The 20848-nt window shown below is 43.5% G+C and carries 24 protein-coding genes, 1 tRNA gene and 1 other annotated feature; all 25 genes read left to right on the top strand.

Annotated features, from left to right (window positions below; all coding sequences use genetic code 11):
- Nucleotides 1-87 precede the first annotated feature (87 nt).
- The 25 genes from radA (at nt 88) to rplJ (ending at nt 20804) form a co-directional block, all read left to right on the top strand.
- Entirely contained in the window at nt 88-1443 is a 1356-nt protein-coding gene (gene radA / locus J3A84_RS07235) for a DNA repair protein RadA (protein ID WP_207599335.1), read from the top strand.
- Nucleotides 1444-1545: 102 nt separating this feature from the next.
- The gene (locus J3A84_RS07230) at nt 1546-2655 is read left to right on the top strand and encodes a PIN/TRAM domain-containing protein (RefSeq protein ID WP_207599363.1); all 1110 of its coding nucleotides are present in this window, start codon (nt 1546-1548) and stop codon (nt 2653-2655) included.
- A gap of 1 nt (nt 2656) precedes the next feature.
- Nucleotides 2657-3337: a 2-C-methyl-D-erythritol 4-phosphate cytidylyltransferase gene (ispD, locus tag J3A84_RS07225; RefSeq protein WP_207599334.1), complete on the top strand. Its 681-nt coding sequence runs from the start codon at nt 2657-2659 to the stop codon at nt 3335-3337.
- 280 nt (nt 3338-3617) lie between these two features.
- A complete protein-coding gene (locus J3A84_RS07220; protein WP_242694060.1) occupies nt 3618-4163 on the top strand; it encodes a glycerol-3-phosphate responsive antiterminator in 546 nt (181 codons plus the stop codon).
- A gap of 76 nt (nt 4164-4239) precedes the next feature.
- Complete coding sequence (gene glpK / locus J3A84_RS07215) at nt 4240-5727, top strand: glycerol kinase GlpK (RefSeq protein ID WP_207599332.1); 1488 nt, start codon at nt 4240-4242, stop codon at nt 5725-5727.
- 116 nt (nt 5728-5843) lie between these two features.
- On the top strand, nt 5844-6266 hold the full coding sequence (dhaM, locus tag J3A84_RS07210; protein ID WP_242694059.1) for a dihydroxyacetone kinase phosphoryl donor subunit DhaM: 423 nt from the start codon (nt 5844-5846) through the stop codon (nt 6264-6266).
- Nucleotides 6267-6308: 42 nt separating this feature from the next.
- Nucleotides 6309-6674, top strand: coding sequence for a Lin0368 family putative glycerol transporter subunit (locus J3A84_RS07205; protein WP_207599331.1), 366 nt, complete (start codon nt 6309-6311; stop codon nt 6672-6674).
- 18 nt (nt 6675-6692) lie between these two features.
- Complete coding sequence (locus J3A84_RS07200; RefSeq protein ID WP_207599330.1) at nt 6693-7022, top strand: Lin0368 family putative glycerol transporter subunit; 330 nt, start codon at nt 6693-6695, stop codon at nt 7020-7022.
- A gap of 249 nt (nt 7023-7271) precedes the next feature.
- Entirely contained in the window at nt 7272-8732 is a 1461-nt protein-coding gene (locus J3A84_RS07195) for a YbaK/EbsC family protein (RefSeq protein ID WP_207599329.1), read from the top strand.
- Between the two features lie 36 nt (nt 8733-8768).
- Nucleotides 8769-10169 (top strand): cysteine--tRNA ligase, encoded by a 1401-nt coding sequence (gene cysS, locus J3A84_RS07190; RefSeq protein ID WP_207599328.1) that lies wholly within the window; start codon nt 8769-8771, stop codon nt 10167-10169.
- A 304-nt stretch (nt 10170-10473) separates the two neighbouring features.
- On the top strand, nt 10474-11559 hold the full coding sequence (locus J3A84_RS07185) for a hypothetical protein (protein ID WP_207599327.1): 1086 nt from the start codon (nt 10474-10476) through the stop codon (nt 11557-11559).
- 171 nt (nt 11560-11730) lie between these two features.
- Nucleotides 11731-12819, top strand: coding sequence for an FAD:protein FMN transferase (locus J3A84_RS07180; protein ID WP_207599326.1), 1089 nt, complete (start codon nt 11731-11733; stop codon nt 12817-12819).
- Nucleotides 12820-12973: 154 nt separating this feature from the next.
- The gene (rpsD, locus tag J3A84_RS07175) at nt 12974-13567 is read left to right on the top strand and encodes a 30S ribosomal protein S4 (RefSeq protein WP_207599325.1); all 594 of its coding nucleotides are present in this window, start codon (nt 12974-12976) and stop codon (nt 13565-13567) included.
- Nucleotides 13568-13699: 132 nt separating this feature from the next.
- Complete coding sequence (locus tag J3A84_RS07170) at nt 13700-14134, top strand: Mini-ribonuclease 3 (protein ID WP_207599324.1); 435 nt, start codon at nt 13700-13702, stop codon at nt 14132-14134.
- A complete protein-coding gene (gene rlmB, locus J3A84_RS07165; RefSeq protein WP_207599323.1) occupies nt 14115-14978 on the top strand; it encodes a 23S rRNA (guanosine(2251)-2'-O)-methyltransferase RlmB in 864 nt (287 codons plus the stop codon). The genes J3A84_RS07170 and rlmB overlap by 20 nt, the downstream gene beginning before the upstream one ends.
- A gap of 10 nt (nt 14979-14988) precedes the next feature.
- The gene (locus J3A84_RS07160) at nt 14989-15516 is read left to right on the top strand and encodes an NYN domain-containing protein (RefSeq protein WP_342590947.1); all 528 of its coding nucleotides are present in this window, start codon (nt 14989-14991) and stop codon (nt 15514-15516) included.
- A gap of 90 nt (nt 15517-15606) precedes the next feature.
- Entirely contained in the window at nt 15607-16236 is a 630-nt protein-coding gene (gene sigH / locus J3A84_RS07155; RefSeq protein ID WP_242694058.1) for an RNA polymerase sporulation sigma factor SigH, read from the top strand.
- A gap of 73 nt (nt 16237-16309) precedes the next feature.
- Nucleotides 16310-16385, top strand: a tRNA-Thr gene (locus J3A84_RS07150).
- Nucleotides 16386-16497: 112 nt separating this feature from the next.
- Entirely contained in the window at nt 16498-17691 is a 1194-nt protein-coding gene (gene tuf, locus J3A84_RS07145; RefSeq protein WP_207599308.1) for an elongation factor Tu, read from the top strand.
- Between the two features lie 211 nt (nt 17692-17902).
- Nucleotides 17903-18052, top strand: coding sequence for a 50S ribosomal protein L33 (rpmG, locus tag J3A84_RS07140; RefSeq protein WP_207599322.1), 150 nt, complete (start codon nt 17903-17905; stop codon nt 18050-18052).
- 23 nt (nt 18053-18075) lie between these two features.
- Complete coding sequence (gene secE / locus J3A84_RS07135) at nt 18076-18276, top strand: preprotein translocase subunit SecE (RefSeq protein WP_207599321.1); 201 nt, start codon at nt 18076-18078, stop codon at nt 18274-18276.
- 47 nt (nt 18277-18323) lie between these two features.
- Nucleotides 18324-18848: a transcription termination/antitermination protein NusG gene (nusG, locus tag J3A84_RS07130; protein ID WP_207599320.1), complete on the top strand. Its 525-nt coding sequence runs from the start codon at nt 18324-18326 to the stop codon at nt 18846-18848.
- Between the two features lie 80 nt (nt 18849-18928).
- Nucleotides 18929-19354: a 50S ribosomal protein L11 gene (gene rplK / locus J3A84_RS07125; protein ID WP_207599319.1), complete on the top strand. Its 426-nt coding sequence runs from the start codon at nt 18929-18931 to the stop codon at nt 19352-19354.
- 57 nt (nt 19355-19411) lie between these two features.
- A complete protein-coding gene (gene rplA, locus J3A84_RS07120) occupies nt 19412-20101 on the top strand; it encodes a 50S ribosomal protein L1 (RefSeq protein WP_207599318.1) in 690 nt (229 codons plus the stop codon).
- Between the two features lie 43 nt (nt 20102-20144).
- Nucleotides 20145-20273: a sequence feature (ribosomal protein L10 leader region), on the top strand.
- Between the two features lie 39 nt (nt 20274-20312).
- Nucleotides 20313-20804: a 50S ribosomal protein L10 gene (gene rplJ / locus J3A84_RS07115; protein ID WP_207599317.1), complete on the top strand. Its 492-nt coding sequence runs from the start codon at nt 20313-20315 to the stop codon at nt 20802-20804.
- Nucleotides 20805-20848: the final 44 nt, after the last annotated feature.

Genomic DNA, 20848 nt, shown 5'->3' with positions numbered 1-20848 from the left:
ACCATGAAGTGTAAGAGGAACCCACAATCAGTGATTTTTCAATAAAAAACAGACTGATTGCGGGTTTTTCTTCCGTAAGGGGGTATTATGGCGAAATCGAAAACACAATATGTCTGTCAGAACTGTGGAACCACAACGGTGAAGTGGGTAGGGAAATGTCCGGACTGCGGGCAATGGAATTCCTTTGTGGAAGAGACAGTCCAGAGTGAGCCGAAAAGGCTGCAGGGGCTTTCCAATAAAAGTGATCCGAAACGGATCGGAGACATCGTCTCTGGGGATAAGGAAAGGTATGATACAGGCATTCACGAACTGAACAGAGTGCTGGGCGGAGGCCTTGTGAAAGGCTCCCTGACGCTCATATCGGGCGATCCCGGCATCGGGAAGTCCACATTGCTTCTTCAGTGCGCAAACCAGGTTTCACTGAAGTACGGAAGTGTGCTGTATGTTTCCGGGGAGGAATCAGAGGAGCAGATCAAAATCAGAGGAGACCGACTGGGGGTTGTGGCGGAAAAGCTGTATATCGTTTCTGAAACATCCTTGGAAGTCATTGAGAACCATATCAGAGATCTGAAGCCGGCTTTTGTCATCATCGATTCCATCCAGACCATCTATTCAGATAAAGTGACCTCTGCACCAGGGTCTGTATCACAGGTCAGAGAATGTGCGAACGGCCTGATGCGTATCGGAAAAATCATGGGCATTCCGCTCTTCATTGTGGCTCATGTGACAAAACAGGGAGAGCTTGCAGGCCCCAGAGTCCTTGAACATATGGTGGATTCGGTGCTGTATTTCGAGGGAGAAAGAACGGAAGAAATCAGAATTCTGCGAACCATGAAGAATCGTTTTGGCACCACTTCGGAAATCGGTGTTTTCGAGATGGCTCAGGAAGGGCTTGTGGAAGTCTACGATCCCTCCAGGATTTTCCTGGAGGATCATATGGGTGCCAAGGAGGGTTCTGTGGTCATCGGTATCATGGAAGGCACAAGACCCATTCTCGTTCAGGTGCAGTCCCTGGTGGCTGAAACAAAAGCGGTGATGCCAAGACGGACTTCTCTGGGCATCGAACTGCCTAGACTGAATCTGATCCTCGCTGTACTTGAAAAAAAGCTGAGGATTCCTTTTTACGCCAGTGATGTCTATGTCAATGTGGTGGGTGGTCTTTCGGTGGAGGGAACGTCTCAGGATCTGGGGCTTGCCCTCAGTCTGGTTTCCAGTGCGAAAGGAAAGCAGCTCAAGTATGACAGGCTCATTGCGGTGGGAGAAGTGGGGCTTACTGGGGAGATCAGACCGGTGAATCATGTGGAGAGACTCATCAGTGAAGGAATGAAGATGGGATTCGAGAATTTCGTTCTGCCTAAAAGAAGTCTGGAAAAGGTGAAAATCAAAGGCATCAATCTCATTGCTGTGGATTCTCTGAAGGAAGCTGTGAATAAATTATTTTAAAAGGATTTTTTCTGTTAAAGTTAAGAATAAATAGCTATAATGATAGTATCATTCGAGTACAAAATATAAACGAATTAAAAAGTTATAAAGGAGGTGTAGATGTTGATTAGAAATATCGTAAGAGGAATAGTTGCTGTAGTAGGTGCGCTTACAGGTTATTTTGTGGCACAGGGAATCCTTTCCACTCCTTACCTGGACGATCTCGCATTTGCGCAAGGGTTGCCATTCACCATAGGTCTTATAGTGGTAAGCATAATTATTTTTGGACTTATATTTTTTCTGTTATCATCTAAAATTTACAATCTGCTCATTTCGATCAATAAAATCATTGAAAAGAACCTTTCCGGTATGTCCGTGACAGAGATTCTTTTTGGTGCAGGAGGTGCGCTCATCTTCCTGGTGATCACTTTCTTCCTGGCCAGACCTCTGGCTGATATGTGGCCTGGGGTTGGAGGGCTTCTGACCGTGCTGATCAATCTTCTGGCAGCAATGCTCGGAGCCAATGTGGCCATCAAGAAGAAAGACGAGATGATGGGGTTTTTCCATGGTCTCAGAGGGCGAAGCCATGCGACCAAGGAAAAGCCTGAGAAAGAAGTGGAGAAGGCAGTCTATAATGGTACACCGAAGGTTCTTGATACTTCTGTGATCATTGATGGAAGAATCTATGATATCTGCAAGACCGGTTTCGTGGAAGGAAAGCTTGTGATTCCCTTTTTCGTGCTGGAAGAGCTTCGTCATATTGCGGATTCCTCTGACTCACTGAAGAGAAACCGAGGCAGAAGAGGGCTGGATATCCTGAACAAGATCCAGAACGAACTGGATATCGAAGTGGAAATCTGGGAAAAGGATTTTCCTGAGATTTCCGAAGTGGATTCCAAGCTTCTGAAACTGGCTACAGTGCTGGGTGGTAAGGTCGTGACAAATGACTATAATCTCAATAAGGTTGCAGAGTTTCAGAGAGTCCCTGTGCTGAACATCAATGAAATGGCCAACGCCGTGAAACCGATGCTCCTTCCAGGGGAAGAAATGCATCTTCTGATATCGAAAGTCGGAAAAGAACAGAACCAGGGAATCGGATACCTGGATGATGGTACGATGATTGTAGTGGAAGACGGCAAGAAATTTGTTGGAGATACGATTTTCGTCATCGTGACTTCTGTGCTCCAGACGGCAGCTGGCAGAATGATTTTTGCCAAGCCTAGGGTGGATTAGCATGGTCATTGCACTGATTGTTTCAGGGGGAAAAGGAGTCCGGATGGGCAGTGCCATCCCGAAACAGTTTCTGGAGCTTGCTGGCGTACCGGTGCTGATCAGAACGCTGATGGCTTTTGATGCCGTCGATGAGATCGATCATCTAGTGCTGGTTCTTCCTGAGCAGTATTTCTCCTATTTTCGGGAACTCGGTTATAAACCAGAAAAACCGCTGGTGCTGGTCCCTGCAGGCAAAGAACGGCAGGATTCGGTTCGAAACGGTCTTCTGAAAGCGAGCGACCTGGATGAAGATTCCGTCGTGGTTATTCACGATGGGGTCAGACCTCTGGTTTCAGCAGAAACCATCAGAATGGGAATCAGACATGCTTTGGAATATGGGGCCGCCGCCTGCGGTGTGCATCCGAAAGACACCATCAAAGGGATGGATGATAAAGGGTTCTCCTCAGGTACGCTGGACAGAAACAGGTATTTAATGATTCAGACGCCGCAGTGTTTCCGTACGAAGGAGATTCTGAAGGGGCATGATGAGATCCTCAAACAGAGGAGAATGGTCACCGACGACACCATGGTGTATGAGGAGAGCTTCGGTCCTGTCTATCTCTACGAAGGTGAATATGCCAACATCAAGATCACCACTGAAGAGGATCTGCTGCTGGCGGAACAGATTTTATCCAGAAAATGATATAGCAATGTTAAATAATAACTAGTAAAAGGAGTGCATGTTATACGGACGTATAGCGTGTACTCCTTTGGCGTTCAGTTGTTTCGAGAATGCAAGTATGGTAATACGGAAGCCCAATTGTTAAGTTATTCATAAAATGTTAACGTTTATATAAAAATTCTATTCGACTTGCACGTATTTTAATGTTAAAATATTCGTAAAGGATTACAAAACAGATTGAATATGTGAGAAACGAGTGTTTTGAAGGTTAGGAGAGCTTATGCGGAGTGATTTATTACAGATGCTTAAACAGTATCCAATAATAGCGGCTGCAAAAGATGGGCCTGGTCTGGATGAAGCCTGCAGATCACAAATCAGAATTGTTTTCATTCTTTTTGGAGATATAGTCAACTTGCCAAGTATAATTAAAAAAGCTAAAAATTGTGGAAAACTTGTCTTTGTACATCTGGATCTCATAGAAGGTCTTGAGAATAAAGAAATCGCTGCAAAATATGTTAAGGATTATACTGAAGCTGATGGTGTTATTTCTACAAAATCTAATGTCATTAAGGCTGCAAATGAATTGGGTCTTTTGACGGTTCAAAGATTTTTTGTATTAGATTCCATGGCTTTGGAAAAAGCGAAGAAGCATATGGAATACACTTATGCAGATGCCTTTGAAGTTCTACCGGGGGTCATCCCCAAAATCATTAAAAAGATTTCTTTGCTGACAAGAACACCAGTGATTGCTGGAGGACTGATAATCGACAAAGATGACGCATATTCCGCTCTCCATTCGGGAGCAACAGCAATTTCAACAACTAGTAAAAGTTTGTGGAATTTGTAGTAGAGTGATAGAGAAAGCTACAAGCTTATTAAGTTTGTGGCTTTTTATATACAAATAATTACCAGGGGGGTACAAAATGAAAAAGTACGTTATCGCACTTGACCAAGGAACAACCAGTTCCAGAACCATCATTTTTGACAAAGAGCAGAACATCGTAGGTGTTGCTCAGAAGGAGTTCACTCAGATTTATCCTAAGCAGGGTTGGGTTGAACATGATCCAAGAGAAATCTGGTCATCACAGTATGGTGTTCTGAATGAAGCTATGGCTCGTTCAGGTGTCAGAGCTGATGAAGTTGCTGCCATCGGTATCACAAACCAGAGAGAAACAACTGTCGTTTGGGATAAGAACACAGGCGAACCAGTCTATAACGCCATCGTGTGGCAGTGTAGAAGAACATCCAACATCTGTGATGCTCTGAAAGAGAAAGGTCTTGGAGATTATGTAAGAGAAAATACTGGTCTGCAGATTGATGCTTACTTCTCCGGGACAAAGATCAAGTGGATTCTGGACAATGTTGAAGGCGCTAGAGAAAAAGCTGAAGCTGGAGAACTGCTTTTCGGAACAGTTGATACATGGCTGCTTTGGAAGCTTACCGAAGGTAAAGTGCATGCGACAGACTACACAAACGCTTCAAGAACAATGATCTACAACATCAAGAAACTGGAATGGGATGAAAAGCTTCTACAGGAGCTGAATATTCCAAGATCCATGCTTCCAGAAGTCAAGAAATCTTCTGAAGTTTATGGCGAAACCAATATCAATGGTGTCATGATTCCAATATCAGGTATTGCTGGTGACCAGCAGGCTGCCCTTTATGGACAGACATGTTTCACACCTGGTGAAGCAAAGAACACATATGGAACAGGATGTTTCTTACTGGTTAACATCGGTGAGGAAATGAAGCTTTCCGAAAACGGACTTGTAACCACAATCGCAGCTACATCCCATGACAAGGTACAGTATGCGCTTGAAGGTTCCATCTTCGTAGGTGGAGCAGTTGTTCAGTGGATCAGAGATGAACTGAAACTGATCTACGATTCAAAGGATTCCGAATACTTCGCAACCAAGGTTAAGGACAACGCAGGTGTATACGTAGTTCCAGCATTCGTTGGACTAGGCGCACCACACTGGGATCAGTATGCCAGAGGAGCAATCCTTGGACTGACAAGAGGAGCAAACAGATATCATATCATCAGAGCAGCTCTTGAATCCATCGCTTATCAGACAAAGGACGTTCTGGTTGCTATGGAAAAGGATGCAGGAATCGAACTTCAGAATCTGAAGGTTGACGGCGGAGCATCTGCGAATAACTTCCTGATGCAGTTCCAGGCTGACATCCTTGACAGAACCGTTCTAAGACCGGTGATTGCTGAAACAACAGCTCTTGGTGCTGCATATCTTGCAGGACTTGCAGTTGGATTCTGGGCTAATGAAGATGAAGTCAAGACAAAATGGGCCATCGACGGCGAATACAAACCAGAAATGAAGTCAGAAGACAGAGATGCTCTGTATGCTGGATGGGAAAAAGCTGTTAAGAGATCCATGGACTGGGAAAACAAATAAGACTCTCAACAAACTGAATCTATACATCTCTATGCTGGATCTTCAGCATAGAGATGTTCATAGATAAAGTCAGGAAATGATGAAGCAGGAAACTGACAATGGAATGAATGAAGGTTATGAAGACCGAAGACGATAAGGAGATGAAATTCATGATAGGTTTGATACTGGTGTCCCACAGTGAAAAAATTACTGATGGAATCAAAGACCTTGTTGTGGAAATGACGAAGGACGCAGTCCCAATCGTTTCAGCAGGGGGTACTACAGACGGAAGACTGGGTACAAGTGCGGATAAAATCGTTGAAGCTATCAATGAACTTTCAGGATGCAATAATATATTGATATTTACAGACATAGGAAGTTCTATAATGAGTTCAGAAATTGCATTGGATCTAGTTGATGAAGATCTGAAAGCGAAATGTATTCTTGTAGATGCTCCCATCGTTGAAGGTGCTTTTGTAGCTGGCGTACAGTCTATGGTCAGTGATGATGTGAATTCAGTTCTTGATGAGGTAAAACTGACAAAGCAAAACAAATTTTAGTTGTTGATCAACTGAAAAACACAAAAAGAGAGGAGATATACTATGAAATTTGTAAGAAGTACAGTAGGTTTTGCCATTGCTGGTATGTTCGTTATGAGCATATGGGGCGACTGGGCAGGAGCTTATGGAAACATCGGTGGCTGGTTCGCAGCTCTAGCGATCATCGGACCAATGTGGTTCATGAACCATTACATTGGTGTAATCGACAATCCTGGGGACCATGCGTTTGTTGATATGGCATGGGGTATTGCTTGGGTTGGTATCATGAGAGATGTATTTGGTGTAGGTGGAAACGGATTTGATTTCGGAAGATTAGTTAGTTCTCTACCAACCATCGGATTATTGACTGTAGGCGCTGCATTAGCTGCTTTAGCAATTAATGCTTTCAACAAAATAGAAGCGAAGTAAGGATAGGAGGTACAAATAATGGAACTAGGTCAGATAATTTCAACAATTGTAGGCGGATTTTTATTTCCATTCCTGATTGCGACTATGTGGGGCAGAATGGTTGAAGCTTTTGGTCCAATAGGGGGCTGGATGGCAGCTGCATTTATCGTTGGTACCATGTGGGCGATGAATCATGGTCTTGGAATGATCTATCAGTCAGGTACAGCCTGGGTTGATATGGCATGGGCAGCTGGTACAGGTTTATTCCTTGCTGACGTCTTTGCAGGAAAGAAGATCAACGGAAGCACAATCCTTGCTGGTATCCTTGGTGGTATCATAGGTGGATTTATTCTTTCAACATTCCTATAAAATATAACAACTACTTAAAGGATGCGATTTCGCATCCTTTTTCCTTTTGGGGGATGATGTACAAAAACTCCGTCTATTCGTTATAATCAATTAGGAAAGAATGATGATCGTGGTCAAAACAACAGCCATATTTTTGCGTGAAAAAATAAGCCTCTTTAATAACAGGAGGCGTTGGTATAAGATTAAGTCAAAGAACTATCGCGAAGCGATTTTGTTCAATAGAAGAAATGAACATAAGCGAGGTAAGAGATGAGAATAGAAGAACTGCTGCTACGAACCATGAAAAGTGATCAGAATCCTAATGAGGGAAGGATTGATTACTACATGCAGAGAGCAGGTTTTATGAAGAAGATCAATGGGAGGACGGTTTATACGACAGTTGGGCTACTTCTGAAAAACCGAATTGAGAAAGTGATTATGGAGCTTCTGGAGAAGCGTTCTTTTTCTCAGATCGGGTTTACGGGAGTAGATAGCCTTCAGGAACTGGAAGAGGCTGTCCATTCCTTTAATGATTCCTATGTCGGATCCTACAAGGACATTCCCCTGAAACTCTATATGAAGGAACAGATAACATTTCGTAATGAGTATTACGAGTCCTCATGGAGGGGGAATACCCAAAATATCATGGCGTTCTCGGTGCTGGGGGAAGAAGATGGTGTGAATGAACTGATGGTTCTGATACTCCATAAACTGGGTATAGAGGCAGTGGAGGATCACATGGGGTATTACTATCCTTCCGCTACAGGGCAGGATGAATACAGTGGAGCGGATCCGTCTGATAATAAAGGCAGGACTGAAGCTAAGGGCGAAAGAGCTACAGAGGAGCTGAGTATGGTGGAGACGCCTGGGGTCAGAACCATTCATGACCTGTGTGCTTTTCTAGAAGTGAATCCCTCCGATATACTGAAGACTATGCTTCTGACGGATGGGAGAAAAAACTATGCAGTCATTCTGGAAGGGCACAAGGAAATCGATATGGCCAGAGTAACCAGGATTCTGGGGCTCAAAGAAGATGCGCTTAAGGTACTCCCTTCAAGTCAGGTGGTGGAAGTGACTGGTGCGGAGGTGGGGTTTGCCGGACCAAAGAATCTCAAAGTGGATCAGATTCTGGTGGATGAAGAAATACGCAAAGAAAAAGCCTATATCGCAGGCGCGAACAAAACGGACTATCACTTAAAAGGCGTTCGATACGGACGTGATTTTTCAGGGGATTTCCATTCTGTATCAAGGCGTTTGAATAGTTCCAAGGGGTGGCTTCTCGGTGAAATGAGAAGGCAGCCTGAAAAAATCAGAGTGCAGGCACGGGAAGGCGGATTCTTCTATCATCCTTTAAATATCGGATATCTGAATGTGGACCGTATCCTGCTTGCTGTTGCAGAAATGTCCATGGATGAGATCGGACTTGATCTCTCAGATGAAATTTCATGCTTCGATGCAGTGGTGGCTTTGGTGGATCCGAGAAAGGAGGATGCCATCCGTATCGGAGAAGCGCTTTACAAGATGCTTTTATCTGCAGGACTCCGGATTCTCTTTGATGACAGAAAAGACCGCATGGGCAGCAAATTCAGTGAGTATGATCTTCTTGGCATCGGTAAAAGGGTCATTATCGGAAAAGACGGTGCATTTGATGTGAAAGATCGATATGGTAAGGTTATAAAGGCGGATCAGAATAAACTAGTGGAAATCATCATGTCTAAAGTGATAGAATAAGAAAAAAAGCGATGCAATATAGACAGGAGGAAGGTTATGAAGGTTTATAATACTTTAACCAGAAGAAAAGAGGAATTCATCCCCATTGAAGAAGGGAAAGTGAGCATGTATGTCTGCGGACCTACAGTCTATAATCTGTTCCACATCGGGAATGCAAGAACCTTCATCATCTTTGATACCATCAGAAGATATCTGGAATACAGAGGATATGAAGTCAAGTTCGTTCAGAACTTCACGGATATCGATGACAAGATGATCAAGAAGGCTCAGGATACAGATACGACGGTGAAGGAACTGGGCGATCGATACATCATGGAGTATTACCTGGATGCGGATAAACTCAATATCAAGAGAGCTACAGTGAACCCCAGAGCGACGGAATACATCACGGAAATGATTCAGTTCATAGAAGAGCTCATTGAAAAGGGATATGCCTATGAAGTGGATGGAGATGTCTATTATTCCACGAAGACCTTTGCGGGCTATGGCAAGCTTTCGGGCCAGAACCTGGAAGACCTGCAGTCCGGTTCCAGAGTGGAAGTGGACGACCGTAAGAGAGATCCTATGGACTTCGCCCTATGGAAGAAGGCCAAACCCTTTGAGCCTTCCTGGAAAAGTCCTTGGGGCAATGGAAGACCAGGTTGGCACATTGAATGTTCCTGCATGGCGCTGAATCTTCTGGGAGAAACCATTGATATTCATGCTGGCGGGACGGATCTTGTCTTTCCCCACCATGAAAATGAAATCGCCCAGAGTGAAGGCCGCTCCGGAAAGACCTTTGCGAAGTACTGGCTCCATGGCGCATTCATCAACGTGGACAATAAGAAAATGAGTAAATCTCTCAACAATTTCTTTACAGCTCGGGAAATTCTCGAGAAGTATGATCAGGAAGTGGTTCGTCTGTTCATGATTTCCGGACATTACAGAACCCAGATCAACTTCACCATCGAAGTGCTGGATGCGGCAAAGGCGAGTCTTGAGAGAATGTACAATGCGTTAAACAGGCTCCATGGCTATCTCAACAATGAGAAAGAGCACATGGATCAGGGGGAACTTCTTATAAAAGAAGAGCTTCTTCAGTATAAGAAGCGTTTCATCGAAAAAATGGATGATGATTTCAATACAGCCGATGGGATTTCTGTGATTTTCGAACTGATTCGAGATGTGAACAGCAGGATTAACGAAAAAACATCCAAGGAGCTGGTGCAGTTCACGCTGGATCTGCTTGTGGAAATGGGTTCACCCCTCGGAATCATGCAGCATCCGTTAGGTGGAACCCTAGATGAAGATATTGAAAATCTCATCGAGAAGAGAAACCAGGCAAGGAAGAATCGTGATTTTGCATTGGCGGACAAGATCAGAGACGATCTGACGGCGGAAGGGATCATCCTGGAAGATACACCGAACGGGGTGAGATGGAGCCGTAAAAATTCATAGAATCGTTATAAACGTCAGATGGTGATAAAATTATCATTATCTGACGTTTTCCTCTTTTTCAAATGAAAATGGTGGCTTTCTGTATCAGAATAGTACAATAATTTGATTTTACCATACTGATTTGGGTAATCTATTGATGAATTTCATATTTTACCATGGACTTTGTGTGTAATCGTTGTGTTAAATGTGAAATAATTGTTAATGTAATAAGTTTTTTCAAAGGTATTGTCTGATGATTAACAATGTATTAGAATGTAATAGTAGTTAATACAAAATATAAAAACTCATGGAGGGACAGGGAAACATGAAAAAAATACTATCATTAGTTTTATCATCAGTACTGGCATTTTCTGTATTAGCAGGATGTGCAGCAAACGAGGAACCAGCTGAAACACCAGCTGAAACACCAGTTGAAGAGCCAGCAGAGGAACCAGCTGAAGAAGAACCAGCTGAAGAACCAGCTGCAGAAGAAGGTTCCATCACAAAGCTTGGTCTTGGACTTGTTACATCTATCGCAAAGTCAAAGGATCTTGCTGAAGGTGCTGCTACAGGACAGGTTGACACAGTTATGGTTGCTGCAGGATTTGACGCTGACGGTAAGATCGTAAGCGTGACAATCGATACAGCACAGGATAAAGTAGGATTTGACGGCGAAATGCAGCTGACATCTGATACTTCCGTTGCTGGAAGAACCAAGATCGAACTTGGAGACGAGTACGGTATGAAGGGTGCTTCAGGAATCGGTAAGGAATGGCATGAACAGATCGCATCATTCGAAGAATGGATGATTGGCAAGACTGTAGAAGAAGTTAAGGGAATGAAGCTGGTTGAAACAGTTCCAGACGAAGAAGACCTTAAGAGCACAGTTACAATCAAGGTTCAGGGATACATCGATGCTTTAGAAAAAGCTTACAACTCCGCTATCGAAGTTGAAGGCGCAGAAAAGGTTGGTCTTGGTGCTGTAGTATCAACAGCGAAGTCCAAGTCTGCTGAAGGTGAAAACGGAGCAGTTGCTCAGGTTGACACAACTGTAGTTGCTACAGCTCTTAAGGCTGATGGAACAGTTGCAGGTTCAGTAATCGACGTTGCTCAGACCAAGGTTGCTTACGATGCTGACGGTGTTGTGACAAACGACAAAGCAGCAGCAGTAAAGTCCAAGGTTGAGCTTGGAGACGAGTATGGCATGAAGAAAGCATCCGGAATCGGAAGCGAATGGTTCGAGCAGGCTCTTGCTCTTGCTGAATGGATGAAGGGCAAGACAGCTGATGAAGTAACAGGTATGGAAATCGCAGAAGGCGTTCCTGCTGAAGAAGATCTTACTTCAACAGTAACAATCAAGGTTGAAGGCTACATGGCTGCATTCGAAGAAGCAGCAGCTAACGCTAGATAATTTAAACTGATGAGGCTCCTCCAGAAATGGAGGAGCTTTTTGTATCAGGCATTTCCCTGATCGAGATGTAATATAATGAAATATTAAGGAATATTACCAATCAATTACTCTGTCCTATGATATAATTTTTTATGTAAATAGGGATGAATCGATCTGTTTCTAGGAGGCAAAATGAGAAAGATTTATAAAATAATAGCACCACTGCTTCTGATTCTTCTGGTTATGACTGGCTGTCAGGCTGCGCCGAAGGAAGAAGCGAAGGAGAATTTCCGGAAGGATTTCTTCGAGTACTTTGATACGGTAACGAGAATCATAGGCTATGCGGATTCGGAAGAGGAGTTCAATGAGGAATTCGATGTCATCAAATCCGAATTCAAGCGATACCATGAACTGTTTGACATCTATCATACCTATGAAGGTATCAATAACATTAAGACCATAAACGACAATGCCGGAATCGAGCCGGTGGTAGTGGATCAGGAAATCATCGATCTGATCCTGTTTTCCAAAGAGTGGTATGAAAAGACCAACGGGAAAGCGAACATCGCCATGGGCGCTGTGCTTAGGGTCTGGAGCGATTACAGAGAAGAGGGGATGGATTTCCCGGATGATGCAAAGCTCCCGCCTATGGACCTTTTAGAGGAGAAGAACGAGCATACGGATATCAATAAGATCATTGTGGATGACGAGAAGAATACAGTGTTTCTGGAAGATCCTGAAATGAGTATAGATGTAGGTGCCGTTGCAAAAGGCTATGCGACGGAAAGAGTGGCCGACCATATGAGAGAAAGAGGATTCACTTCCATCATCATCAGTGCCGGCGGGAATGTCAAAGCGATGGACAAACCGCTGGATGGAGTGAGAGAGAGGTGGGGAATCGGCATTCAGAATCCGGATGAATCCATCTTCACGGATATGGACAGTCTGGACACCGTCTTCAGCACCAATATCGCAGTGGTCACATCAGGAGACTATCAGAGATACTACTATGTGGATGGCGTGAAGTACCATCATCTTATAGATGCGGAGACCCTGATGCCAGGAACCTACTTCAAAGCGGTGACGGTTGTCATGGAGGATTCCGGTCTTGCGGACTTTATGTCCACCACCCTGTTCCTTTCCTCATTAGAAGAGGGAAAAGAGATGCTTAGTCAGATTGAAGGAGCCCATGCCCTGTGGGTGACCTACGACAATGAAATCATTCTGACCGAAGGCTTTGAGGAAATGCTGAAAAGCGGCGGTGCATCAGGAGCGGATTAATTCAGAGAAAGAAAGGATAATCCTTTGGGTTCCAGTAAAATTAGTGGAAATTTCCTTTGACTTTTAGAGATAAAGAAGTTACAATAATTTATGGCATATCCAAAAGATACAAAATACCGCGGCAAAGTATTTAAATTTTTGGAGGTAAACACAAATGGCAAAAATGATGGGACCACGTTTTAAGACTGCTAGAAGACTAGGACTGAACGTAGTAGGACATCCTAAGGCAATGAACAGATCAAAGAGAGGAACATCCAGAGCGGACAAGAAGCTTTCCGAATATGGTGTTCAGCTGCTTGAAAAGCAGAGACTTAGAACTTACTATGGCGTACTGGAGAAGCAGTTCGTAAGATACGTTGATAAGGCAATGAAGAGCAAGGAACAGACAGGTCCAATGCTTCTGAATCTGCTTGAGAAAAGACTGGATAACATGGTATACAGAATGGGCTTTGCTTCATCTATCAGACAGGCAAGACAGATGGTTAATCATGGACATTTCTTAGTGAATGGAAAGAAGATCGATATTCCTTCCTATGGTCTTGAAATCGGAGACGTAATCGAGCTAAGAGAAAAGTCAAGAAAGACAGAAATGTTTGTTGACAACTTCAACAACCTTTCCGCATCACCACTAGGATACATCGAAAAGGATGTAGAAAACTTCAAGGCTACACTCGTAAGAGAGCCACAGAGAGAAGAGCTGCCAATCGAAATCAATGAACAGTTGATCGTTGAGTACTACTCAAAATAATAGGCATCACAAGGGGTCTGATTCTTTATCAGATCCTTTTTTCTATCATTTGTGCGTGTGAAAGCAGTTTGCTATGTCATTTGTGTCTAAAGAAGGATATAATGAAAACAAATTTAGTTTACTGGAGTAAATATGGAAAATATCAGACCAATCAGTGAAAATGGTGCAAGAAACTACAATCCCTTATCGCTGGCATTCATCGGAGACAGTGTCTATGAGAATCATGTGCGGGAAAGGCTGATTCTTGCCTATCCCAATATGCTGCCGAAGGATCTGCACATCAAGGCTGTCTCCTATGTGAAGGCATCCAGTCAGAGCAGAATCGTCAGCGGTATTGAGGAAAGTCTTCATGAAGATGAGTTATACATCTATAGAAGAGGACGCAATACCAAATCCCATACGGTGCCGAAGAATGCGGATCTTCTTGATTACAGAAGAGCCAGCGGCTTCGAAGCCCTGGTGGGCTATTTATACCTCATTGGAAAAGACAAAAGATTAGGAGAGATCATTGATCTTTCTTTTAAAATCGTGGAAGAAGGAGAAAAAAATGGCGAAGAGAGAGAATAAGAGAAAAGTAGAGCTGGATTTCCAGAAGGAAGCGGAAAGACAGAAGAGAAAAGAAAGGGCCATCAAAAAGGCGAAGGAAGTCATCGAGGAGAAGGAAATCAATGAAAACATCATTGAAGGAAGAAATCCTGTTCTGGAAGCCTTCGAAAGCAAAATCACCGTAGAGAAGATTCTGGTCTCCAAGGGAGACACCAAGGGATCCATCATAAAAGTGATGTCCATCGCCAAAGAAAAAGGAATCCCTGTGATTGAAGTGGATCGCAGGAAACTAGACGAGATCTCCAATACACCGAACCACCAGGGCGTTGTGGCTTATATCACCCCTTATCGCTATGTGGAAGTGGCGGATATCCTGAAGATCGCCGAAGATCGTGAAGAGAAGCCTTTTGTGCTCATACTGGATGAAATTCAGGACCCTCACAATCTGGGTTCTATCATCCGAACAGCTGAACTGTCAGGAGTGCATGGCGTGATCATTCCGAAAAGAAGAAGCATCGGTGTGAATACCACTGTATTCAAGACTTCAGCAGGTGCGGTCAATCACATGGCTATCGCGAAGGTCACCAATCTAGCCAGGGTCATCGATGAGCTGAAAGATGCGGGCATCTTTGTCTACGGAGCGGATATGGAAGGTGATTCCAAGAGCTACAATACCAATTTCGAGGGAGGCGTAGGTCTTGTCATCGGAAATGAAGGCAAAGGTATTTCTCGTCTGGTGAGAGAAAAGTGTGATGGAATTGTAAGTATACCTATGGTCGGTAAAGTCAATTCTCTGAATGCTTCTGTAGCAGCGGGAATCCTTATGTATGAAGTAATGAAGACCAGAATCGCTGGCAAGAAATGATGATGGGGGAGTGGGGACTTTCGTCCCCATTTTTAATATGAAGAAGGTATTTATTGACGGATATAATGTGATCAATTCCTGGGCGGAGCTGAAGGAGCTGGACCTGGGGTCAGCGAGAGACAAGCTGATCGAGTATATGATCAGCTATGCCAGTTTCTATGATGCCGAAGTGACGGTGGTCTTCGATGCACATAGGGTATCGGGGAACAGTCAGCACATTGAAAAGAGATTCTCGGTGGAGATTGTCTACACCAAGGACAAAGAGACGGCGGATGATTATATTGAGCGTTCTGTGGACCAGGTTGGAAGAAAAGTGGAGGTCCTTGTGGTCACTTCAGATAATCTGGAGCAGCAGATCATTTTCGGACGGGGTGCTCAGAGAATGAGTTCTCTCGAATTCAGGCAGTCTTTCAAAGAAGCAGAAAAGAGTATCACAGAAAAGACCAGAAAGCTCTCTGATACCCAATCCTTGAAGCTTTACGACCATATGGATGAAGAATCAAAGGAAAAACTGGAAAAATTGCGTAGAAATGGCTGAAAGCTTGACTTTTAGCCATTTTTGATTGATAATTTTAGTAATTTAGAACTATTCAAAATCTTTTGCGCCATCTGTAAGGAGGAGAGAATTTTGACCAGAGAAGAGCAGAAATACAAAGCTTTGAGTGATGAAGAGATCGTTCGTCTTGCACAGAATGGAGACAAGAGCGCCTCTGAATTCATAACGGCCAAGTATCTTCCTTATGTGCGAAATAAATCCCGCGCCTATTTTCTGGTAGGTGGAGAAGTGGAGGATATCATGCAGGAAGGGCTCATCGGCCTTTATGAAGCCATCAAGGACTTCAGTGACGGCAGACAGGCCAGCTTCAAGACGTTCATGGATATCTGTGTCACAAGACAGATCATGACTGCACTGAAGGCGGCATCCCGGCAGAAGCATATCCCGCTGAACACCTATGTGTCTCTGAATAAACCCGTATACGTGGAAGACACGAACAAGAGCTATCAGGACATGCTGGTGACAAGCAAGACAGATGATCCGGAATCTCTGTATATAGATGGAGAGAAGACAGAAGAAATCAGCAAAGAAATCAGAAATTCGCTTTCAGACTTTGAGTATAGAGTACTTCGGCTTTATCTTCAGGGCGTCAGTTATCTTAAAATCGCGAACGTGCTGAACAAGGAAGAAAAGGCCATAGACAATGCGATTCAAAGAATCAGGAAGAAACTGTCTCGAAACCTGGAGAGTGCTTCATCATAAGACTTCATAAGTTTTCAACTTAGCTATTGACATCGTATTGGGTTTTTAGTAAACTTGATGAGGTGAGATTAATGCCCATATAGCTCAGGTGGTAGAGCGTCACCTTGGTAAGGTGGAGGTCAGCGGTTCGAATCCGCTTATGGGCTCCATTTATCCCTTATAGCTTCGGAACACCAGGCTCCGTTGTAGGGACTAGTCATCTAAGTAAAAAAATATTATAATAGAATATGTAATGTTTAGTTATTTAAGGAGGAGAAAGTAATGGCAAAAGCAAAATTCGAGAGAAATAAGCCACACGTCAACATCGGAACCATCGGACACGTTGACCATGGTAAGACCACGCTGACAGCAGCAATCACAACTGTGTTATCACAGACAGGTGGAGCTACAGCAACAAAGTACGACCAGATCGACAAAGCACCAGAAGAGAAGGAAAGAGGTATTACCATCAATACTTCCCACGTAGAGTATGAGACTGAAAACAGACACTATGCTCACGTAGACTGCCCAGGACATGCTGACTATGTCAAGAACATGATCACCGGAGCAGCACAGATGGATGGAGCAATTCTTGTTGTATCCGCAGCAGATGGTCCAATGCCACAGACAAGAGAACATATCCTTCTTGCATCAAGAGTAGGAGTTAACTACATCGTAGTCTTCCTGAACAAGGCAGACATGGTGGATGACCCAGAACTACTTGAGCTGGTGGAAATGGAAGTAAGAGAGCTTCTGAACGAGTATGATTTCCCAGGAGATGATACACCAGTTATCGCAGGTTCCGCACTGGAAGCACTGGATAACCCAACCGATCCAGAGAAGATCAAGCCAATCATGGAACTGATGGCAGCCATCGACAGCTACATCCCAACACCAGAGAGACAGACCGACAAAGCATTCCTGATGCCTGTAGAGGACGTATTCACCATCACAGGAAGAGGAACCGTAGCAACAGGAAGAGTGGAGACTGGAGTACTGAAGGTAGGAGACGAAGTAGAAATCGTAGGCCTGCAGGAAGAATCCAGAAAGGTAGTATGTACAGGAGTAGAGATGTTCAGAAAGCTTCTTGATTCAGCGCAGGCTGGAGACAACATCGGAGCACTTCTGAGAGGAATCCAGAGATCTGAAATCGAAAGAGGACAGGTTCTAGCTAAGCCAGGATCCGTAAAGCCACATACCAAGTTCGTAGGACAGGTATACGTGCTGAAGAAGGAAGAAGGCGGAAGACATACACCATTCTTTGATGGTTACAGACCACAGTTCTACTTCAGAACAACGGACGTAACAGGAAACATCAAGCTTCCAGATGGAATGGAAATGGTAATGCCTGGAGACCATATCGACATGAATGTTGAACTGATCACACCAATCGCTATGGACGAAGGTCTGAGATTCGCGATCAGAGAAGGCGGAAGAACCGTAGGTTCAGGCGTTGTAACAACAATCAACGAGTAATTCAAGCAATATAAGAGGACTGGTTTGCCAGTCCTTTTTTATCGGTAAATTACGCATTATATAGACCACTGTTTTTTCAAGAGTTTCAAAAAAAAACGCGTTTTTTATTTGACAGGATAGGGGTCATATGATAAAGTAATTTAGTAATACCCTGCGCAATGGGGTTATTTATGATGTAAACAAAAAACTATAAAGTACGGAGGTGCTCAAAGTGAGAGTAAGAATGACTTTAGCATGCACAGAGTGTAAGCAGAGAAACTACGATTCAATGAAAAACAAGAAGAACAATCCAGAAAGACTGGAAATGAACAAGTATTGCAAGTTCTGCAGAAAGCATACTACACACAAAGAAACTAAGTAACACAGACTAAGGATGTGATTTTCATGGCTTCAAACAGCAAAGGACTCGTCAGTTTTGTAAAAGAGATCAAAAATGAAATTAAGAAAATAACCTGGCCCTCCAAAGAGGAAGTCAAGAAAGCTATTGGCGTAGTATCTGCCATAGTTGCGATCTACATTGTTCTGATTGCAATTGCAGATTTTATCTACAATGGACTTTTGACGGAAGTTCTATTCAATCTTTAAGGTAAGGAGGAAAGGGGTAGCGTTTTAGTCTGCTCCTCTATTTTCGTATGGAAGAAAAAGCACGTTGGTATGTTGTTCATACCTATTCAGGTTATGAGAATAAAGTCAAGGTAAACCTTGAAAAGGCGATTGAAAACCGAAACCTTGAGCATCTATTACAAGGTGTTGAAGTTCCCATGGAAGAAGTCATCGAACGAAAAGATGATAAGGAGAAGATCGTCCTTAAGAAGAAGTTTCCCGGATATGTTCTGGTGAAGATGATTATGACTGAAGAATCCTGGTATATCGTAAGAAATACAAGAGGTGTCACAGGATTTGTTGGAGCGAAGTCCAATAATCCGGTACCGCTGACAGATGAAGAAGTCCGTTCCATGGGTATTGCAGAAACTCATGAGCAGGTGGATCTGTCCATCGGTGAAAGCGTGAAAATCATCGCTACACCATTTATGGGATTCCCGGCTACCATTGTTGAAATCAACAATGACAAGCGTAAGGTCAAGGTGGAAGTGGAAATGTTCGGCAGAGCAACTCCAGCAGAACTCGACTTCAACCAGATAGAAAAAATTTATTAGGTTTATTGACCCTTTCGGGTCTTAAATAAGTGGGAGGGTAAAATACCCGCAATCTACCACAGTATAGGAGGAATAAACTCATGGCAAAGAAAGTTACAGGAATGATCAAGTTACAACTTCCTGCAGGAAAGGCGACACCAGCACCACCAGTTGGACCAGCTCTTGGACAGCACGGTGTGAACATTATGGGATTCTGTAAGGAATTCAACGCAAGAACTGCAGACAAGGCTGGATACATTATTCCAGTTGTAATCACAGTATTTCAGGACAGATCTTTCAGCTTTATCCTGAAGACACCACCAGCAGCGGTACTGATCAAAAAGGCAGCTGGAATTGAAAGTGGTTCAGGAGTACCTAACAGAACTAAAGTAGCTCAGCTTACAAAGGCTCAGGTTAGAGAAATCGCTGAAACAAAGATGCCAGATCTGAATGCAGCTTCTGTTGAGACAGCAATGTCAATGATCGAAGGTACTGCAAGAAGTATGGGCGTTACTATCGTTGAATAAGACAACCTAATAAAGTGGGAGGCAAAAAACCGTTAAAACCACGAAGGAGGCAAATTAATGGGTAAGAATTATGTAGAAAGTGCAAAGCTTGTGGACAAGAGTGTATTATACTCATCACAGGAGGCGCTTGAATTAGCAGTGAAGACTGCAAAGGCTAAGTTTGATGAAACAATTGAACTGCATGTAAAGCTTGGTGTAGATCCAAGACATGCTGACCAGCAGGTAAGAGGTGCGGTAGTACTACCTCACGGAACTGGTAAGACAGTGAGAGTCCTTGTATTCGCTAAGGGTGCAAAGGTTGCTGAAGCTGAAGAGGCTGGAGCAGACTATGTTGGAGCTGAAGAATACCTTGATAAGATTCAGAAGGAAAACTGGTTTGAATTTGATGTAGTAGTTGCAACTCCTGACATGATGGGTGTTGTAGGTAGACTTGGTAGAGTGCTCGGACCAAAGGGTCTTATGCCGAATCCAAAGTCCGGAACTGTTACATTTGATGTAGCGAAGGCTATTGCAGACATCAAGGCTGGTAAGGTTGAATACAGAGTCGACAAGACTTCTATCGTTCACGTGCCAATCGGAAAGAAGTCCTTCGGAGAAGAAAAGCTGAAGGATAACTTCAAGACTCTTATGGAAGCGCTGATCAAGGCTAAGCCTGCAGCTGCGAAGGGACAGTACCTGAAGTCAGTAACTGTTGCTTCTACCATGGGACCTGGAATCAAGATCAATCCTGCAAAGGTTATTGATTAATCTGTTGACTTAATCAAGAGCTCATGCTATACTTTTGTAGTTAAATAATTGAATTGTGCATTCTAAGACCGCAGGTGAGCGTAAGCTTGTAAGTCCTGCCGAGGTGCGAGTACTTTATAGTTTTTAAAACTAAGGTCTCTCCTCGCTTGGAGAGGCCTTTTTGATTATGTTGAATAAGCAGTTTCATAAACTGTGAGGAGGTGGACACACAGTGAACAACAACAAAGAGATCAAGGCGCAAAAGGTTAATGAAATTAAAGAAAAAATGCAGAAAGCTAAGTCTTTAGTTTTAGTTAATTATCAGGGTATCAACGTTGAACAGGACACAGAATTAAGAAGCACTTTAAGAAAGAACAACGTTGAATACAAAGTCTACAAGAACACCATGGTGACAAGAGCCGCTCAGGAACTAGGAATTGAAGGTATGGAACAGTACCTTGAAGGACCGGTATCCATGGCATTCGGTTACGATGATGAAACCACAGCTGCAAAGCTCATCGCTGATTTCGCAAAGGCTTCCAAGAAGCTTGAAATCAAGGGTGGTTATGTAGATGGTAAGGTTTATGATGCAGATCTAATGAACCAGCTGGCTAAGATTCCAAGCAAGGAAGTACTTATCGCGAAGTTCCTCGGAAGCATCAAGTCCCCATTATCCAATCTTGTTTACATGCTTAATGCAGTTGCAGAAAGCAAGGAAGCATAGGATCATTCCCAGGCGAATCGCCTAAAAAAATAATATTAAAATAA

Source organism: Proteiniclasticum aestuarii (genome assembly GCF_017368455.1).
Classification (GTDB): domain Bacteria; phylum Bacillota; class Clostridia; order Clostridiales; family Clostridiaceae; genus Proteiniclasticum; species Proteiniclasticum aestuarii.
This window is presented reverse-complemented; position numbering and strand designations above follow the sequence as displayed.

Bases quoted from the DNA above. Each gene is read 5' to 3' on its own strand.
- radA (WP_207599335.1), top strand. From the start codon at position 88: ATGGCGAAATCGAAAACACAATATGTCTGTCAGAACTGTGGAACCACA.
- ispD (WP_207599334.1), top strand. From the start codon at position 2,657: ATGGTCATTGCACTGATTGTTTCAGGGGGAAAAGGAGTCCGGATGGGC.
- J3A84_RS07220 (WP_242694060.1), top strand. From the start codon at position 3,618: ATGCTTAAACAGTATCCAATAATAGCGGCTGCAAAAGATGGGCCTGGT.
- glpK (WP_207599332.1), top strand. From the start codon at position 4,240: ATGAAAAAGTACGTTATCGCACTTGACCAAGGAACAACCAGTTCCAGA.
- dhaM (WP_242694059.1), top strand. From the start codon at position 5,844: ATGAAGACCGAAGACGATAAGGAGATGAAATTCATGATAGGTTTGATA.
- J3A84_RS07205 (WP_207599331.1), top strand. From the start codon at position 6,309: ATGAAATTTGTAAGAAGTACAGTAGGTTTTGCCATTGCTGGTATGTTC.
- J3A84_RS07200 (WP_207599330.1), top strand. From the start codon at position 6,693: ATGGAACTAGGTCAGATAATTTCAACAATTGTAGGCGGATTTTTATTT.
- J3A84_RS07195 (WP_207599329.1), top strand. From the start codon at position 7,272: ATGAGAATAGAAGAACTGCTGCTACGAACCATGAAAAGTGATCAGAAT.
- cysS (WP_207599328.1), top strand. From the start codon at position 8,769: ATGAAGGTTTATAATACTTTAACCAGAAGAAAAGAGGAATTCATCCCC.
- J3A84_RS07185 (WP_207599327.1), top strand. From the start codon at position 10,474: ATGAAAAAAATACTATCATTAGTTTTATCATCAGTACTGGCATTTTCT.
- J3A84_RS07180 (WP_207599326.1), top strand. From the start codon at position 11,731: ATGAGAAAGATTTATAAAATAATAGCACCACTGCTTCTGATTCTTCTG.
- rpsD (WP_207599325.1), top strand. From the start codon at position 12,974: ATGGCAAAAATGATGGGACCACGTTTTAAGACTGCTAGAAGACTAGGA.
- J3A84_RS07170 (WP_207599324.1), top strand. From the start codon at position 13,700: ATGGAAAATATCAGACCAATCAGTGAAAATGGTGCAAGAAACTACAAT.
- rlmB (WP_207599323.1), top strand. From the start codon at position 14,115: ATGGCGAAGAGAGAGAATAAGAGAAAAGTAGAGCTGGATTTCCAGAAG.
- tuf (WP_207599308.1), top strand. From the start codon at position 16,498: ATGGCAAAAGCAAAATTCGAGAGAAATAAGCCACACGTCAACATCGGA.
- secE (WP_207599321.1), top strand. From the start codon at position 18,076: ATGGCTTCAAACAGCAAAGGACTCGTCAGTTTTGTAAAAGAGATCAAA.
- nusG (WP_207599320.1), top strand. From the start codon at position 18,324: ATGGAAGAAAAAGCACGTTGGTATGTTGTTCATACCTATTCAGGTTAT.
- rplK (WP_207599319.1), top strand. From the start codon at position 18,929: ATGGCAAAGAAAGTTACAGGAATGATCAAGTTACAACTTCCTGCAGGA.
- rplA (WP_207599318.1), top strand. From the start codon at position 19,412: ATGGGTAAGAATTATGTAGAAAGTGCAAAGCTTGTGGACAAGAGTGTA.